Origin of the sequence: Flavobacterium sp. 120, from assembly GCF_003633605.1 — a bacterium.
Taxonomy (GTDB): Bacteria; Bacteroidota; Bacteroidia; order Flavobacteriales; family Flavobacteriaceae; genus Flavobacterium; species Flavobacterium algoritolerans.
On sequence record NZ_RBKZ01000001.1, the window covers coordinates 3,514,369 to 3,534,258 of the forward strand.

Here is a 19,890-nt window from a genome sequence, read left to right on the forward strand (position 1 = left end):
TATTAAATTCAGTTTTGCACATTTTTGGATTAATTCCCAAGGCCCCTAAGAGTTAATCCGGAAAAATAAAAACCATCAGGCAATGTTGCCTGGTACAATAATTTTACCCCAATGAAATTAAAAAACTACCTACTAATTGCTGCATTATTTGTGGCAAATAATTATATTGTATTAAGGCAATCTGCCCTTTCTTTTGCGTCTCTATTTTTCACTCATACGATTAAATCAGAAAGGATTTCATTATTGAATGTGTTCAAAAAGTCTGTTGTTTTAAAAACAGGTTTTGTACTGCTAATGCTATTGCTGAGTGAGACATCCTATACTCAAACCTACAAGACATTTGCTATACGAAAAAAGATAGATATCAGAGGAAGTATGGTTGTGGCGGGAAATAATATTTTGGGCCAAGACAATCTTCCCTTTAACGATAATACAAAATCCAATCAGGATATATCGATGAAGTATATCGATATTGATTCTGATGCCAGTACTTTCAGTTCCAGTAGTGCAGACCTTTCAGTTCCGACACAAATAAACGGAACATTAAGCACCTGTTATAGGGTTTCCTATGCTGCTTTGTATTGGGGAGCAATGCTTCAAAGCGGTAGTAGGACAGACATCAATAAGGTAAAGCTAAAATTGCCGGGGGCTTCCACATATAGCGATATTAATGGGACACTCATTTATGATGCCAACAGTTCTCCCATAATTCCGGATGCGAATAAACCGTATGCCTGTTATGCTGATGTGACCAGTTTATTGAGTGGTTTGTCAAGTGCAGGGGGAACGTATACGGTGGCTAATGTAATTGCCAGTGAGGGTTCTAATGGCTCTACCGGATTATCAGCCGGATGGACTCTTTTTGTGGTTTATGAAGACCCAAGTCTTCACATGAAATCATTTAATGTTTTTGATGGATTTAGCCATATTTATGATTCACATTTTGAAAAAATTCCGGTTACAGGTTTTATAACTCCTCCATCAGGTCCTGTAGATTTACAGTTTGCTTATGCTGCTTTGGATGGAGACAAACCTAAAGGGGGAACAAAACTGGAGTTTGGCACTAAGGAAGTTACGACTCCCCTAAGATCTGCCAATAAGTTTTTTAGCTCTACGATTGAAAATACCAATGGAGTTCAAACGCCAAGAAATCCTTCTGGATCCAATACCTTGGGATATGATACCGGTGTATTGGAAGTGGTAGGAGCAAATCCGGAGTATATAAAAAATAACCAAACATCAACCGATTTTACACTGCAAGTGGCCAGAGGTCAAGCGGATCCGGTATTTCTATTTTTCTCTGCTTATGCCGTAGATATCATTGCGCCAAAAATAGACCTGACCAAACTGGTAAAGAATACTTCGGGAGTTGACATTGGTGGAACCAATGTTACTTTGGGACAGTCTTTAACGTATGAGATTAGCTATCAAAATGTTGGTAATGATAATGTGAATAATTTTACAATAAAAGATGTACTGCCGGAGAATATAGTCTTTAATCCTCTAACCAATATCGATTATACTAATTCAGGAGGAGCAACATTACAATCCTATGATCCAGCTACAAGGACCATTATTTTTACAATTCCAAACAGTTCCGTATTAGTCAATGGAGCCCTTTATACCATACGCTTAAACATACAGGTCGTACCCAATTGTAACATGTTGAGTGATGCTTGTTCGAATGTGATCATGAACCAGGCGTTTGCAACTTATAGCGGTATTATTAATACCAATACATTTGAAGAAGAGGGGAGTTTTGCTTCGACCGCTTGTAAATTAGGTTCGCCTGAATCAACTAATTTTTTAGTAGATATTTCCAATTGTACCTTTGAGAGAACCGAAGTCTTGTGTGGAGCCAGTGTAGTATTATCTGCCTCAGATGGATATGCCAGCTATTCTTGGTCAACAAGTCCAACAGGAACACCGGTTATTGGAACCGCTCAAACCTATACAGCCACTCAAACTGGGGTTTATTATGTGAAAAATACCCCTTCGGGTACCTGTTTGCCAATTAATGAAAAGATTACCGTTGTTCCTTATGGTAACACCATTACGAATCCAGTTATCCCTTTTGCAGATTTATTGCCTATTTGTCCGAACAACGGAAAAGTACTGCCTAATATTTTCCTGTGTGGTGCCAATGCTACCCGTGCAATTACTACTGGGATTAGTGATGCGGCATCGATTGTTTGGCAAAAATTAAACGAGGCAAGCTGTCCAGCCGTTACTGTTGATAATTGTGCGAATGAAAGTTCAGCATGTACCTGGAACCAAGTTGGTACGGGTCCGGATTATACGGCAAATACTGCCGGACAATATAGGGTTACCATAAATTATGTAGGAGGCTGTTACAGTGTTTTTTATTTTAATGTGTATCAAAACCTTTTAAGCCCAACAGTTACCACCAGAGATATTATCTGTAGTACCCTTGGAGAAATAACCGTTGGAGGTGTTCCTGCAGGATATGAATATAGTTTGAATGCTGCCGGTCCTTATCAAACCTCAAACGTGTTTTCTATTGCTACGCCCAATTCCTATACGGTATATATTAAACAAGTTGGGGTAGTTACCAATCCATGTATTTTTACTGTTCCTGATATTCTTATCCGAAATAGAGTTTTTACGGTTTCAAAATTTGTCACTCAACCACTTTGTAATGGAGATAAAGGAGCGATAAAATTGGCGGCTAATGACGCACGTCCACAATATTATTTTAGCATTCACCAAGGGGGAACATTGGTCAACAGTGTAGGTCCAATAATGGCTAGTGAATATGAATTTTCGGGTTTAAATCCGGGAATCTATACAGTGAGGGTTCGGACTGAAGATGGTTGTGATTATTCGGAAAATATTGAAATAATAGAACCACCTTTATTAACAGCAACTTCGGCACTGACTAAACCATTGACTTGTACAGATGGGCAAATTACAGTATATCCTGTTGGAGGAACGCCACCATATACGTATTATGTAAATAGCACAACCGATTTCCAAAACACGTCACAAATTACGGTTACAAATCCATTGCCTCCGGGAGGTGTTTATACTATAGACGTTTTTGACAGTAAAAACTGCAAGACCACAACTACAATTACGGTAGCTGCTATTCCGCCGCCAGTTTATACGGTTAGTCAAACTAATATTCTATGTTACAATGACACTACGGGAGAAATTAAATTTAATGTTACAAATGCCAATGGGTATACTTTAGCCTATAGTATTGATAATGGCGTTACCTATGTGGCAAATCCAACTTTTTCTAACCTTAGTGCAGGAACTTATACGGCGATTCTTAAATATTCATTGTTGGGTGCAGACTGTTTTTCTACAGCTGAAGTTATCACGATAACACAACCGACAACAGCTTTAACGGCTTCTGCGGGAGTTTCTGAATTAGCCGGTTGCGGACCTTTGGGGGAAGGGAAAATAAGAATCACTAACCCACAAGGAGGAACGCCTTTTCCAGCACCGAATTATTATTTATATAGTTTTGACAATCAAGCTACTTGGGTAACCAGTAATGAAGCGTACTTGGCTCCGGGAACGTACACGGTGTATATTAAAGATGCCAATGGTTGTATTTATGCCATGCCAAATATCATCATTGACCCAAAACCGGTTGAACCAACTATTGAGGTTGAAGATGCTGTTTTCAATTGTGATGGTACTGCAACCAGTACCGTGACTGTAACAAATAATGGTGGAGCCAATTATAGTTATCAATATCTGTTGGATGGTACTCTGAATGCGAACATACCGTCAAATGTTTTTACAAATGTGCCTTCCGGAACGCATACAGTAAGTGTTTCCTATACATTATTAAGCGTTCCAACTTATAGTAATTTATTGAAAGAAGATTTTGGATCTGGAGCACCAACTACAACTTCGGGGATTGCAAGTGCTTATTGTTTTAATGATCAACATGTGTTAGCACCTTATGCTTGTGGTACTAGATCAGTCGAAGACAACCAATATTCTGTAGCCAGCTTTTTTTGGAGATCTGACGACCCAACAAGTAATAATACTGGGGCTTGGTATCACTTTAAAGATCATACAAGTAATGGAACGAATGTAAATGGAAGGTATTTATTGGTTAATATCGGCTCTGCTGCAGGACCTTATGGGGTTCTATACAGTAAACCTATTGTTGATATTATTCCAAATCAAGACGTAAAAGTTGATTTGTATCTTGCTAACTTAATAAGGACTTCTAGAACTGGAGCTAAACCGGATTTCATAATAGAGTTAGTCGATGGTTCAGGAGCAGTAGTAGCTTCACAAGCAACTGGTGAAATTGCTAATAATGAGATTTGGAATCTAAAATCGTTGTCTCTAAATCCGGGTAATAATACTAATTTGACATTTAAAATACGTTCCGGAAGTATACTATATTCCGGGAATGATGCTTTAATTGATGATATCACGGTATATCAATTACCAAAATCATGTATTACTACCAAAGATTTTACTGTAATTATTCCTACTGATGAAGCTTTTACTGCTTCTATTACAGGATTCAAGAATGTAACTTGTGCCGGTGCTAATAATGGAGAAATCACAATCGCTGCCCAAAATTTTGATACTACAAAAGGGTTTCAATATTCTATTAATAATGGTGTGACTTGGTTTACCCAAATGACTTCTCCTTATACGATCACAGGATTAGCAGATGCCACGTATAATTTACAAATTCGTTATGATGCTACCTCAACTGGAACGTGTGTAAAACCATTTACACAAATTATAACTGCGCCAACGGCATTAATCACGACAGCAACTGTAACTAAAGTTGCAACCTGTATTTCGGGTGCAACCATTACGGCCAGTTCGACAGGAGGAACTTTAGCATATAGATATGAATTATGGGATGCAACAGGAACCAATAATGTTCAACCATCTCAGAATACCGGTATTTTTACAAATGTTGCACCGGGAACCTACATTGTTCGTGGGTATGACGCTAATAATTGTACCGATGACGCTGATGCACTTGTTGTTTTGGCTCCGCCAACTTTAACCGCATCACTGGACGCAAGCTCCGATTTATGTTTTGATAGTTTGAATCAGGCTTCATTAGTAGTAAATGCTTTAGGAGGAACTGCACCATATACGTTTAGTTTAGATGGTGCTCCGGCTCAAAACAGCAATACATTCAATACTGTAAGTTCAGGGAATCATTCGGTCTTGGTAACAGACAGTTTTGGTTGTACTGCGCCGGCTATTACTGTTAGTATTGCACCTCAACTGACTACTGTAGCTACCACTACTAAGACATTAGATTGTACAGGTAATCCAAATGCTGTAATATCAGGAACCATTTCTGGTGGGAATGCTCCATTTGTAATAACGGTACTTTCAGGAACTGGACCAGGAACAATAGCCCAACCAACAGCAACTACTTTTACATACACAACAGCAGTTGCAAGCACGTATCAATTTCAAATACAAGATGCCCAAGGATGTATTACTACTGCTACTGCAACGGTAAATTCTTTAACTCCGATAACAGCGACAACTACAAATAGTAACCCTTCTTGTAATGGTGCATTTGATGGTTCAGTACAAATAGTTCCATCAGGAGGAGTAGGTCCTTATACTTACAGCAGCGATGGAATTACGTATGTTTCGAGTTCATTATTCTCAGGTTTAGGCAACGGAACACATACTTTTTATATCAAAGACAGTAAAGAATGTTTTATTACAAAAACGGTTACTTTAACACAACCTACTGCTTTAGTAACCTCAGCAAGTGCAACCGCATTTAGTTGTAGTGTCACTAATACGAAACAATCAGCGACAATAACCATAGCGGTTCCTACTACAGGAACAGCTCCATATCAATACAGTTTTAATGGTGGCGGTTATACCAATGTCAATACCTTAACGATAAATGATAACGGAACAGATCAAGTAATTTCGTATTCCGTAAAAGATGCAAAAGGGTGTGTGTACTCAAACACGATTACAGTTTTAAAGTTAAATCCACCAACTGATTTAAGTTTTGCGGCTGCACCAATAACATGTACGGCGCCAACAACGACAGTTACAGTTACAGCCACAAATGGAGTAGGAATATTGACTTATGCCATTACTTCGCCGGCAGCTTCAGTAGCTTCAAATACTACCGGTGTTTTTGCTGGATTATTGCCGGGAACTTATATTTTTAAAGTTACCGATGCAAATGGATGTTATTTCTCAGAATCTTATGTTGTAAATTCAGTTACGCCAATCACTGTTATTGGAAGTAAATTGAGCGATGTGTTGTGTAATGCTGGAAATACAGGATCAGTTCGATATACTGTTTCTGGATTTTCAGGAACGTATAGTTATAGTATTAATGGAGGTTCAACGATTACGGGACAAACGGCAACAACGATTAATCTGACCAATCAATTTGCAGGAACATATGCAATTTTGATAACCGATGAGGTTACGGGTTGTACGGCGAATGCTTCCGTTACAATACTAGAACCGACAATTCTAACAATACCTTCAACAAGTGCCACTAATGTGCATTGTAATAATGACAATTCACAAATTACGGTAATGGTCTCTGGAGGTACCGCTAATTATTTATACGCAGCAGTAATTGCGGGCTCTACGGCTCCAATAGCTTCAGTGTACAACAGCAGTAATATCATAACTGTTGACACGAACTCAGCGACAAATTTAAGCTGGGATGTTTATGTAAAAGATGCTAAAGGCTGTATCGTAATCACTACAGTAGATGTGATTACAGATGATTTACCAATTGTTACGGCCAGTGTAAACAATCAGTGTACAAGTTCAGGAAGTAATTTTACAATTACTGCTTCGGGCACTGGATTAGCGCCTTTAACGTATAGTATCAATGGAACTACTTTCCAAACAGGTTCAACTTTTACAGTTACTCCAGGTTCATATACGGTTACTGTTAAAGATAAGAATGGTTGTACCGCTCAAGCAGCTGCACCTACTGTTGTTTATCCGGCTATGATTGTAACGGCTGTTTTAACCAAAGACAACACTTGTTTTCCTGCGCCTACGGATGCTAGTATGACTATTTCGGTAACTGGAGGAGAAGCTCCATTTGGATATCGTGTAAAAGTTGGAGCTGGTTCTTATATTGGTTCGCCAATTCCTTTTGGAGGAACCTCGTTTACATTTAACACATCAACCGCAAATACATATCAATTTGAAATTACGGATGCTAATGGATGTACCAAAGAAAGTAATGTAATTTCAACAACAGCCATTGTACCTGTAACGGCTTCTTTTGTAAAAGTAGACCCAACATGTAATGGGTTTTCAGATGGTTCTATTCGATTAACAGCCCTAACCGGTGAAGCGCCTTTTACGTATAGTATTGATGGAGGAGCTACTTTTGTTGCTACTAATGTATTTGGAGGACTAGCTTCGGAAAGTTATCCTTATGTAGTCAGAGATAAAAAAGGTTGCGATGCGACAGGAACAATTATACTTGATAATCCAGCACCAATTGATGTTTCGATTGCAATAACAGACATACTTTGTAATGCAAATACACCGGGTAGCTTACTTGCAACAATTAATTCAGGTGGGATTGCTCCATTTACATATACTCTGTATAGTAATACTTTTACACAATTAGCAACATCTGGAACAACAGCAGCGACAAGTTATAATTTCGCCGGATTAACTTTTGGGGATTACTATATTACAATAGTGGATGCTAAAGGATGCGAATATGAAAGCTTAAAACAAAGAATTAAAACACCACCATTTCTTAGCCTTGCTGCGCCTGTAATTGTAGGTAGTGATTGTGTTAATGGTGCCACGGTTCAACTGGAAGTTATTTCTGGAGGAGTTGCTCCTTATAAATTTTCAATTTTTGGACAACCGACAACAACCTCACCAGCCATAAATACTCCTCCGTATCAATGGACGTTTACTAATTTATTACAAGGAACCACTTATTATTTTCAAGTTGAAGATGCTAATCTTTGTACATCAATATTAGAGGTTATTATACCGCCAATATCTACTATTGCAGTAAATATAGATAGCATAAAAAATGTTACTTGTAAAGGTTCCAATAATGGTATTTTAGATTTCACAGTTAGTAGTTTTGATACTTCAGTAACAACTATAAATTACGAAATATTAGACGCATTGACTAATGCTCCGGTTTCCCCAGTTATTAGTGGGGCTATAACAGGAACTGCGGGAGGACCAATATCAGGGACTATTACTTCGTTACCTCCAGGGGATTATTTGTTGAAAGTAACAGAATCCACCGGTACACTTTGTTCTGCAATTATACCATTTAGCATAACTCAGCCTCTTCAAGTACTTGCTTCAAGCATTACGGCTCAAGTAAATGCTAATTGTGATTTGGGTTCTCAAATAACGCTAACTACAACAGGAGGAACCGGGCCTTATGAATATGCTGCTGGTGCGCCTGGATTTACACCAATAGCAGGTGATTTTGGAACAAGTAATGTGTTGACTTTAAATTATGTTGCTCCCGGAAATTGGGATATAGTAGTAAGGGATGCCAATGATTGTAGGGTTACAATTCCTGTAACAATCTCTAAAGATGATGATCCAACCATAAATACACCAGCTGCTATTTGTTATGACGGGAATCCGTTTACAATTACTATTTCAGGAACTGTTGATCTGGATTTAGCCGGTACAGAAATGTATAGCGTAAACGGTAGCGCTTTCCAAGTAAGTCCTAGTTTTACTTTTAATGCATCTGGAACTTATAATTTAGTAATTAAAGATGGAAATGGTTGTACGGCTACAGTACCGTATGAAGTAAAAGACCAATTGGAGTTAAGTGCAACTCTTACCAAAGAATTGGATTGTACAGCAACACCAAATGCACAAATTACTTTGACTACAACAGGTGGATATACAACGCCGTCTGCTAACTATACTTATGAAGTTTCTACAAATGGCGGTGGAACATGGACAGCTATGGCTACCAATGTATATCAAGCAGTAATAGCGGGAACGTATGATTTCAGAGTTACTGATGCGAATAATTCAATAATTTGTCAAACAACAACAACTTTTATTTTAGATCCAATACCAACCACAGTATTTAACACTACAGTAACTAATGTAAGTTGTAACGGTGGGAATGACGGATCGATTACGGTGAATGTAACTTCTGGAGTTGGGCCTTTTGAATACCAATTGGGTGCAGGAATCTTTCAATCTTCTAATTCATTTACAGGTTTAACAGCTGGTACAGCTTATGTTATTACCGTCCGTAATGCTAAGAATTGTACGCTGGCGTCATTGCCAATCACCATTAAAGAGCCAGACGATTTAACGGCAACTTCATCTATTACAACAGCATTAGTATGCGGTGCGGGGAATGCAGCACAACCAGCAACAGTGACTGTAAGTGGAATTGATGGTACTGCTCCGTATACTTATAGTTTTGATGGAGGTGCAAATTATACAGCAACACCTACTTATCAATCATATACGGGAATCACATTTGATGTTTATGTAAAAGATGCCAACGGTTGTATTTTTATTTTAGATAATGGTGTTGATATTCCGGCTTTGGATGCTCCAAGAGATTTAAATTTTGCAGCACCTGCTGTTACTTGTTCTGTATTAACAACTACGGTAACAGTAACAGTTCCTGTGGGACAAGGAGGTATAGCACCTTTTACATATAATAACCTAACATCAGGGACAGCAAGTGGTACTGGAGTATTTGCGGGACTTTTACCGGGAACCTATTTATTCCAGGTAACGGATGCTAATTTCTGTACCTACCAAGAGTCACACACTGTTAATCCGGTAACTAATATCACTGTTTCGGGTCAATTAATTAGTGATGTGACTTGTAATCCGGGAGCCAATGGAGAAGTATTGTTTACAGTAGGAAACTTTGCAGGAATGTACAGTTATTCATTAGACGGAGGAACGACAGTTATTACCGGACAAACAAATCCAACGATAACAGTATCAGGGTTAAGTGCCGCAAGTACACAAACTATCATCGTAACTGATGAAACAACAGGATGTACAGCTACAACTTTTATTGATGTTTCGCAACCTGCTCCATTAGCTTTGACAGCAAACCCATTTATTAATGCCAATTGTAATTTTGGCGCTCAAGTAAGTGTGACTGCTTCAGGTGGTGTTGCTCCATACAGTTATTCGTATGTAATAAGCGGAGATCCGGCAGGAACTTATTCTGCTTCGGCTTCAGCTGTTTTAAACCCGGCTACAGCAACATCATGGGATGTGTATGTGAAAGATGCTAATAATTGTGTAATTACAACGCCATTAACAATCGCTATTGCAACTGATCCACTTCCAACAGGAATAACGGTTTCTGGTTTAAGTCAATGTCCAAGCGCAACAGGCGATTATACTTTTACCGTAAATGTAGCAACAGGAGTGGGTCCGTATGAATATAGTATTGGAAGCGGATTCCAAACAAATCCAACATTTACCGTGAATGCATCAGGAACGTATGATGTAATTGTAAAAGATGCTAATGGCTGTTCGACAACAGCGACAGGTTTAGTTGTTATTTTACCTGCTTTACAATTACAGGCTACTATTACGGCTTTACCAACTTGTATTGATGGCGATGGAACACTAATGCTTTTAGCTACTGGAGGTTCGGGTAATTATGAATACAGTATAGACTCAGGAACATATCAAGCTTCCGCAAATTTCACTAACATTTTTGCAGGAACACATACAGTAACTGTTAGAGATATTACAACAAATTGTACCAAGTCTATTTCGGTAATTTTGGCAGCGGCAACTCCAATCACTAGTTTTGCGCTTTCAAAAGTTGATGTGACTTGTAACGGAGGAAACGATGGAAGTATAACTGCTACTATGACTACTCCTGCGGTAGGAGTAAATGACAATCCAATATACAGGTATAGTATTGATGGAGGTGCTACCACTCAAACTTCAACGGTCTTTAGTGGTTTGATTGCCGGAACATATACTATTGATGTGACTTCAGGAAGAGGTTGTGAGGCCACTCAAACCATAACTGTTGACGAGCCGGCTATTATTACAGTTCCTGCTCCAACGGTTTCTCAGTATGGCTGTAATACAGGCTCAAATGCAACTAATTATGTTACGATTACTGTAACTGGGGTAACTGGAGGTTCTGGAACTTATGCTAATTATGAATTTATAAAAGGTGGAACAGTAGTTCAGTTTGGTGCGAACAATACGTACACCGAATCTGATTTATTGGGCGGTAGTTACACCGTAAATGTTTACGATAATAAGGGTTGTATTGGCACTGCGCCATCTGTAATTACGATTGCGCCATTTATTGCTTTAGACAAAGCGAATGTAGCGGTTAACAATGCAATTACGTGTACCAATCTAGAAGACATTACGGTTTCGGTAAGCAGCATCGGAGGAACATCAACGAATCTGCAATATACTGTAGCTGATTCTAATGCGACAACAGGAGTAATTGGAGCTAATTATAATTTCACCAATGCTACTGGAATTTTCACTGGACTAAATATAGGGAATTACCTGATTACAGTTGAAAATTTAGATACAGGATGTAGCATACAAAGTGTGCATTATGTAAATAATCCAAATACTTTCGACCTTACCATAGACACTATTGTTGATGTGACTTGTTTCAATGGAAATAACGGTAGTGTTAATGTCACTTTTGTGGACAGAGTAATTTCAGCCACTAATCCGAATCAATCCGGGCCTTTCAATTATACGATAGTTGATGCCCTTGGTAATTCGGTTACTGCAGGGACAGCAGCAACTGCGGGACCAATAACCATTAATACTTTGGCAGCTGGTACTTACACTATTACAGCTACATTGACGAATAGTCCGTTTTGTACAGTAAGTAAAAACTTTACCATTACGCAACCTACAGCAGTTTTGGCCATAGCCGAAACCCATACTGCAATAACATGTGTTACAGGTAATAATGATGGAAGTATTTCCGCATCAGCTGTTGGCGGATGGCCGGGAGGTTATCAGTTTGAATTAACAGGGCCAATGACTGTAGCGTATTCTTCTCAAAGTAATTTTACCAATTTAACAGCAGGAACGTATACAGTAAATGTCAGAGATAGTAAAGGCTGTGTAGCTACAACAACTGTAACACTTGTGGTTCCAACACCAATTACCGTAACCGCAAGTTCAGATATTACAATGCTAAACTGTAAAGGAGATAAAAATGCTACGATTACTGTTGATTTGCCTACAGGCGGTCAAGGATCTAATTATTTATACACTTTGAATACGACATCTGTTACTCCGCCAACGGCATCAGGACCGCAAATTTCTCCAGTGTTTAGTGGCTTAGGTGCAGGAACGTACACGATTACGGTAACAGATGGATACAGTTGTTCAGCAACTTCGGCTGCTATTATTATCACTGAGCCAACAGAGGTGAAATCTAATTTGGTAGTGGCAACAACACAAACGTGTTTAACACAAACAACACTTACCTTGAGTGCAACGGGTGGAACAGGACTTTACACGTATAGCGACTCTGCGGCGTTTACCACAATTTTAGGTTCGTTTGTGTCATCGGTAACCTTTCCGGTGCCAGTAGGAACGTATGTTTATTATGTTAGAGATGCCAATGGTTGTGTTGCTACTGTTTCTAATCAAATCAAGATTGATCCATTGCCAGCATTAATAATCAATTTAGATAAGACAAATGCGGTTATTAATTGTGCAGGAGACAATACGGGTGTTATTGTTGCAACTGCGCAAGGAGGACTTGGAAATTATATTTATACACTACAGGATGCATCTGGAAATAACCTTACTGCTGTTCAGGCCAGTCCAGGTGTTTTCACAGAACTTTTTGCTGGAAATTATCAAGTAAAAGTAGATAGTGGTGATTGTACAACAACGTCATCAATTATTACGATTACCCAGCCGTTGGCACCATTAGCTGCACCTTTCACAGTTAGTGATGTAACCTGTAATGGAGCAAATAACGGATCAATTGAAATAAATGCTTCTGGTGGAACCGGTATTATCAAATATGCTATATCTCCAAATTTAAACCAGTTTGTTGACGATACTATTTTTGATAAACTGGCGCCAGGTACTTATGATGTAATTGTCCAAGATGTATTAGGATGTTATATAAAAATTAATTTCACTATAAATGAACCAGACTTAATAAGCGTGGTAACTGATCCATCGTCTATAATTCCGGAAGTTTGTGAAGGGGATAAAGACGGAGAATTCAGCATTACAATTTCAGGTGGGACGGCTCCATATAGTGTAAGCTTAGACAATCCAAGCGGAACTTATACAACGGGTACAGCTACTCAGACCGACTTTGATTTTACAGGATTAACAGGAGGTGCTCATACCGTTTATATTCGTGACAACTTAGGTTGTAATACAGAATGGACGGAAGTATTGCCGGAATCAATACGAATAAATCCAATTGCTGTCATTGATTACAGTTGTGTAAATAATGCGGCAAGCAATACGGTTACCGTAACGGTAGATGCTAGTATAACAAACCTAACGGATGTAGATTACTCACTGGATGGAGCATCTTATCAAACGAGCAATGTATTTACAAATGTGGCTCCAGGAACAGGTCATTATGTTGATGTAAGACATACAAATGGATGTGTCAAAAGAACAGCCAGCTTTGATATTGTACAAGTTGATCCGTTGGCATTAGTTTTAAACGATGGAGGATTAAACGAAATTGTAGCTACGGCAACTGGCGGTGGTGGCGGATATCAGTATACGCTTAACGGGGAATCCTATGGAACGAAGAATACTTTTATCATCTATAAATCGGGAGATTATACCGTTGAGGTAACAGATTCAAATGGTTGTGTGGTTTCAGCTACCCGATATTTTGAGTACATCGATGTCTGTATCCCGAATTACTTTACGCCAAACGGTGACGGAGTAATGGATGGATGGGCTCCCGGATGTACAATCAATTATAAAGACTTGACATTCGATATTTTTGACAGATACGGACGAAAAATAGCAACCTATCGCCTTGGCCAATATTGGGATGGTAAATACAATGGTAACGAACTTCCTTCCGGAGATTACTGGTATGTTTTAAAATTGAATGATTTGAAAGATGCTCGAGAGTTTGTAGGTCATTTTACCCTTTACAGATAATAAATAAACACTGATGATCAAGTTGTCCCAAATTAAAATGATCCAAATGAAAAAAATAATAGTACTCCTTCTCTTGACTGTAACTTCGGGCTACAGTCAGGAGTTAAATTTGCCTGTTTTTACACAATATTTAGCAGACAATCATTTTGTAATATCACCAACATTCGCAGGTATTGGTGATAACCTGAAAATTAGAGCCAATGGACTTACGCAATGGGTTGGCATAAAAGACGCTCCGGATAATCAGTCCGTTTATGCTGATTTTAGAATTGCGGATCAATCAGGTGTAGGGATATCGTTGTACAATGACAGCAATGGAAACACCAGACAAACTGGGCTTAAACTGTCCTTTGCGCATCACTTAATACTAGACTATTATTCAAAACAATACTTGTCTTTTGGGATGTCATATAACATTAATAACTTTAAAATAGACATTAATAATTTCAATACAACATACGAAGCTCCTGTTCTGGATCCAAGCATCACGGACAACCGATTTGTATCCAATAACAACTTTGATATTGGTGCATTGTACAGAAATAAATCATTTTATTTGAGCCTTAATGCCAGTAATATTTTAAATAAAAATGCCGATAAGTTTTCAGGAGTTGAGCCAGTATTACTAAGAAATTATCAGGTTTACTCCGGATATGTTTTTAAAAGTCCAACGAATAACAGGATTGAATATGAGCCATCCGTTTTCTATCAATATTTTGCCAGTGACCAACGTTCCAGTACGGATGTGAATATAAAATACAGACAATTCAACAAGTATGAGGATTATTATTGGGCTGGAATTTCCTACCGTTTTTTGAATGATCAGTTTTTCAAACCGTTAAATTTAGGGCCAATGGTTGGTTTCAAGAAGTCTAATTTTTATTTTGGATATTCTTATCAACTTACCCTGAATCAGTTGATGGCATACAACTCAGGAACCCATGTTGTTACAATTGGACTTGATTTTCTGGCAGGAATCAGCAACTGTCCTTGTACGCAAAGTCCGGTTCACGATTGATTATTCTTATTTATTTTCTTAGTTTTTGATATAAAAAATTGCATTAACTATTAATTTACAACGATTTCGTTGGTAAAAGCTATATTTTTCTAAGTTTTTCAAATTTAATAATAATTTAAAAGTTCTATATTTGTTATTCTTTCAAAAAAAACAAACTAAAAATATACTTAATGAAAACTTTAAACGATTTTGATTTTGCAACTAAAAAAGCAATAATACGTGTTGATTTTAATGTGCCTTTGGACGAAAACTTCAATGTAACAGATGCAACCCGTATCGAAGCGGCAAAACCTACAATTGATGCTATTCTTGCTCAAGGCGGAAGCGTAATTTTGATGTCACATTTAGGCAGACCAAAAGGTGTTGAAGAAAAATATTCATTGAAACATATCCTGAAAACAACTTCAGAAGTACTTGGAGTACCTGTTCAGTTTGCTTCAAACTGTATTGGTGAGGAAGCTAAAACTGCTGCAGAAAAATTACAAGCTGGAGAAGTTTTATTATTAGAAAATCTACGTTTTCATGACGAGGAAGAAGCTGGTGATGTTGCTTTCGCAAAAGAATTAGCGTCACTTGGTGATATTTATGTAAACGACGCTTTTGGAACTGCACACAGAGCACACGCTTCGACTACAATTATAGCTCAGTTTTTCCCAACAGAGAAATGTTTCGGATTATTATTGGCTAAAGAAATTGAAAGCTTGAACAAAGTTTTGAAAAACAGCGAAAAACCGGTAACAGCAGTTCTTGGTGGATCTAAAGTTTCTTCTAAAATTACGGTTATCGAGAATATTTTAGACAAAGTGGATCACATGATTATTGGTGGTGGAATGACATTTACTTTTGTGAAAGCATTAGGAGGTAAAATTGGAGATTCTATTTGTGAAGATGACAAACAAGAATTGGCATTGGAAATATTAAGATTGGCTAAGGAAAAAGGAGTTCAAATTCACATTCCGGTTGATGTTGTAGCAGCAAATGATTTCTCTAATACTGCCGATACTCAAATAGTTGATGTAAAAGAAATTCCTGATGGATGGCAAGGACTTGATGCAGGACCAAAATCTTTGGAAAACTTCAAAAAAGTAATTATGGATTCTAAAACAATCCTTTGGAACGGACCATTAGGTGTTTTTGAAATGGAAAGTTTTGCTAACGGAACAATTGCTTTAGGGAACTTCATTGCAGAATCTACTGCAAATGGAGCTTTCTCACTTGTAGGTGGAGGAGATTCTGTAGCAGCAGTAAAACAATTTGGACTAGAAGACAAAATGAGTTACGTATCAACGGGTGGAGGTGCTATGCTAGAAATGCTTGAAGGTAGAACATTGCCAGGAATAGCAGCTATTCTTGACTAATACAAAGAAATAAAAACCGTTAGAATTGAATGATTTCAAATTGATAAACGGTATCAGAATTCAATGAAAACCTTAGCGGTAAATAATATCGCTAAGGTTTTTTTGCATTAAATTTCAAGAATTGATTTTTTAAAGGGTTTTTTGCCTCTAAAACCGGTCAAAATTCTTTACAAATGAACGAAAGATTGCATTTTTAACAATATTTATAGAATTTTTTAGTTTAAACCTGTTAAGTTTGTAAAAACAAGCTTTGTAATCATTTGAAATATAGGTCTTTGATCGTAAAAATATGAATATAAAAAATACCACCTTATCGTTTTTTCTATTAGCATCCGTGCATTTATTTTCGCAAGAAACAGTTGTAAATAAAGACGTTGTAAAAGTAGAAACAAAATTATCCTATTTAGATTCCATCAAGAAAACCTTCATAAAAGATGACTTAGCATCTTGTGTTGACAGTTTGTGGATGAAAGAATTGACAAACCTCGATTTATACAACAACTTATCAGAGGATATTAAGAACATTAATATTGACCAAATAGTGGATTATGAATTGCCTACAGCCCTTTTGAAAGAAAGATTGGCGGCAATGGATGCCAAATCACCTTTCAATATTGAGTACAATCAAGGTCTGGAAAATATCATTAAATCATTTTTAAAGAACAGAAAAAAATCTTTTGAGCGCTTGATGGGCACATCAGAATATTATTTTCCACTTTTTGAAGAAGCTTTGGCGAAACAAAATGTTCCTTTGGAGATAAAATATTTGGCGATTGTAGAATCGGCTTTGAATCCAAAAGCAGTTTCTAAAATGGGTGCTACAGGACTTTGGCAGTTTATGTATCAAACCGGAAAACAATATGGGTTGAAAATTGATTCCTATGTTGATGAACGCAGCGATCCCTTGAAAGCCAGTGAAGCCGCGGCGCAATACATGACAAATATGTATAAAATATTTGGCGATTGGGATTTGGTTTTGGCCTCTTATAATTCTGGTCCGGGGAATGTTGCTAAAGCCATTAGACGTTCTGGAGGACAGCAAAACTATTGGAACATCAGAAAAAATCTTCCTAAAGAAACACAAGGATATGTACCTGCTTTTCTTGCTACAATGTACATTTATGAATACCATAAAGAACACGGAATTGTTCCTAACAGAGCCGCAGTAAAGCATTTTGCCACGGATACGATTATGATCAAGAAGCAAATGACGTTCAAGCAAATCTCAGATTTGTTGGATGTTCCTGTGGCGCAATTGCAGGTTTTGAATCCGTCATACAAGCTAAATGTGATTCCGTTTTATCATGATCAAAACCATTATTTGAGATTACCACAAGAAAAAATAGCCGTTTTTGCATCTAATGAAGACCAGATTTATGCCTACACTCAATATGAATCAGACAAACGTGAAAAGCCATTTCAGATTGAAAAAGCCCTTGCTGTAAAGGATACTGCGAATTACACGATTCAGAAGATTGCACTGCCCAAAACAACCTATTATAAAGTAAAACGCGGAGATAATCTGAGTATGATTGCTAGTAAATACGACGTTGACGTTGCTGACATAAAAAAATGGAATAAACTTAAAAGTAATGCTTTGGCTTATGGAAAAAGTTTAAAAATAGTGATTGGTGCTGATTTGACAACTCTAAAGAAGGAACCTAAAACAGAATTGGTTCCATCAGAGAAAATTTCGAGTAATGAAAGAATAGTTGCTTCTGAAATGAAAGCCAATAAGGAAGAAAAAACTAAAAAAACTACCCAACCAGAAACAGTAGTATCGAATGCATCTGCACTTTATGTGGTTCAAAAAGGAGATAATTTAGGAAGTATTGCCAAGAAATATGATGTTACCGTTGCCGAAATCCAAGAATGGAATCACCTTTCCAATGATAATGTGCAATTAGGAGCTTCATTGCAGGTTGCAAAAAAAGTGTCAGACAGTAAAGAAGAATTAGTTTCAGGTCCTGAACGAAAAGACATTGAGTATGTTGTTTTGCAAGGAGATAATTTAGGGAATATCGCTAAAAAATTCGGTGCTTCATTAGCGGATTTAAAGCAATGGAATAATTTACCGGATAATACGATTGGCATCGGCGCCACTTTAATTGTAGCCAAAGATGAAATAGTGATCAATACCAATAAAGCGACGGTAAGTTCATTCAAGAAAAAAACGAATATCACTGATTCTTCTAAGAAAGAGGCGATTGATTATTATGTGAAAAAAGGAGATTCCTTGTATAGCATTTCTAAAAAATATCCAGGAGTAACCATTTCTGACTTAAAAAAATGGAACGGTATTCGCAGTGAAGAACTCAAGCCCGGAATGAAGTTAAAAATAAACGGATAATACGATAAACTTCTATAAATTTGGGTTTTATTTTATAATTGAATAGCAATGAATAAAGCCCATTTTTTACTTCTTCTGATTTCTTTGATGTTGTTTTCCTGTAAAAAGGAAAATGAATCTTTGCCACGAAAAACATCGGGGAAAATCAATACTATTTCAGTTATTATTGACGATCAGTTATGGAATGGTGATGTAGGGGACAGCATTCGAAACAAGTTTGCATCTCCGGTAATTGGACTGCCACAGGAAGAACCGCTGTTCAACATCAATCAATATCCGGTTAAGCTTTTGGAAGGTTTTATGACGGATACCAGGGCGATTATAGTGGTAAAAAAAGGAGAAGTAAATAAATTTGAGATTGCTAAAGATCAATATGCATCTCCTCAGAATGTATTTCATATTTCCGGAAAAACAAGTGCGGATATTATAGCAGGCATTGAAAAAAATGCGCCCAAAATGATTCAGCTGATCAAGGAGGCAGAAATAGCCGAAAGCCAGAGAATCAATGGTCAATCCCATATTGACCCAAAGGTAATTTCGAATAAATTCCACATCACATTACAGGCTCCTTCCGGTTACGCATACGTGCTTCACAAAAGCAATTTTATGTGGTTAAAAAAGGAAATCATTGGAGGAAACACGAGTCTTTTAATTTATCAGGTTCCTTTAAGCACCATAAAAAAAGAGGCTGATTTAATCACCAGTATTATTAAAATGCGAGATTCCATCGGGAAATTATACATCAGTGGAACTGAGCCCAACACTATTATGATTACTGAAGAGGCTTACGCGCCGTATCTTTCCAAGATTACTCTTGATGATAAGGAAACCTATGAAACTAAGGGAACTTGGGAGTTAAATAATGATTTCATGTCGGGTCCATTTATCAATTATGCCATTGTCGATAAGGAGTACAATCGGATTCTGGTTTTAGAAGGTTTTTGCTATGCGCCGTCTAAAGAAAAACGCGATCTCATGCATGAATTGGAATCTATCATAAAATCAGTAGATGTATTGAAAAGATAATCTTATTT

General features: G+C 37.5%; 5 protein-coding genes. All 5 read left to right on the forward strand.

The window, feature by feature from the left end; translation table 11 throughout:
- The first annotated feature begins 111 nt into the window (after positions 1-111).
- The 5 genes from C8C87_RS15120 to C8C87_RS15140 all read left to right on the forward strand — a co-directional run bounded on the left by C8C87_RS15120 (position 112) and on the right by C8C87_RS15140 (position 19,882).
- Positions 112-14,130, forward strand: a complete 14,019-nt coding sequence (locus C8C87_RS15120; protein WP_121343160.1) for a T9SS type B sorting domain-containing protein — start codon at positions 112-114, stop codon at positions 14,128-14,130.
- Positions 14,131-14,176: 46 nt separating this feature from the next.
- Entirely contained in the window at positions 14,177-15,148 is a 972-nt protein-coding gene (locus C8C87_RS15125; protein WP_099716225.1) for a type IX secretion system membrane protein PorP/SprF, read from the forward strand.
- Positions 15,149-15,318: 170 nt separating this feature from the next.
- Positions 15,319-16,506 carry a phosphoglycerate kinase gene (gene pgk, locus C8C87_RS15130; protein ID WP_099713922.1) on the forward strand — a complete coding sequence of 396 codons (1,188 nt, stop codon included), beginning with the start codon at positions 15,319-15,321 and terminating at the stop codon, positions 16,504-16,506.
- Positions 16,507-16,795: 289 nt separating this feature from the next.
- Entirely contained in the window at positions 16,796-18,856 is a 2,061-nt protein-coding gene (locus C8C87_RS15135; RefSeq protein WP_121343161.1) for a LysM peptidoglycan-binding domain-containing protein, read from the forward strand.
- A 48-nt stretch (positions 18,857-18,904) separates the two neighbouring features.
- Positions 18,905-19,882, forward strand: a complete 978-nt coding sequence (locus C8C87_RS15140) for a DUF4837 family protein (RefSeq protein ID WP_099713920.1) — start codon at positions 18,905-18,907, stop codon at positions 19,880-19,882.
- The last annotated feature ends 8 nt before the right edge of the window (positions 19,883-19,890 follow it).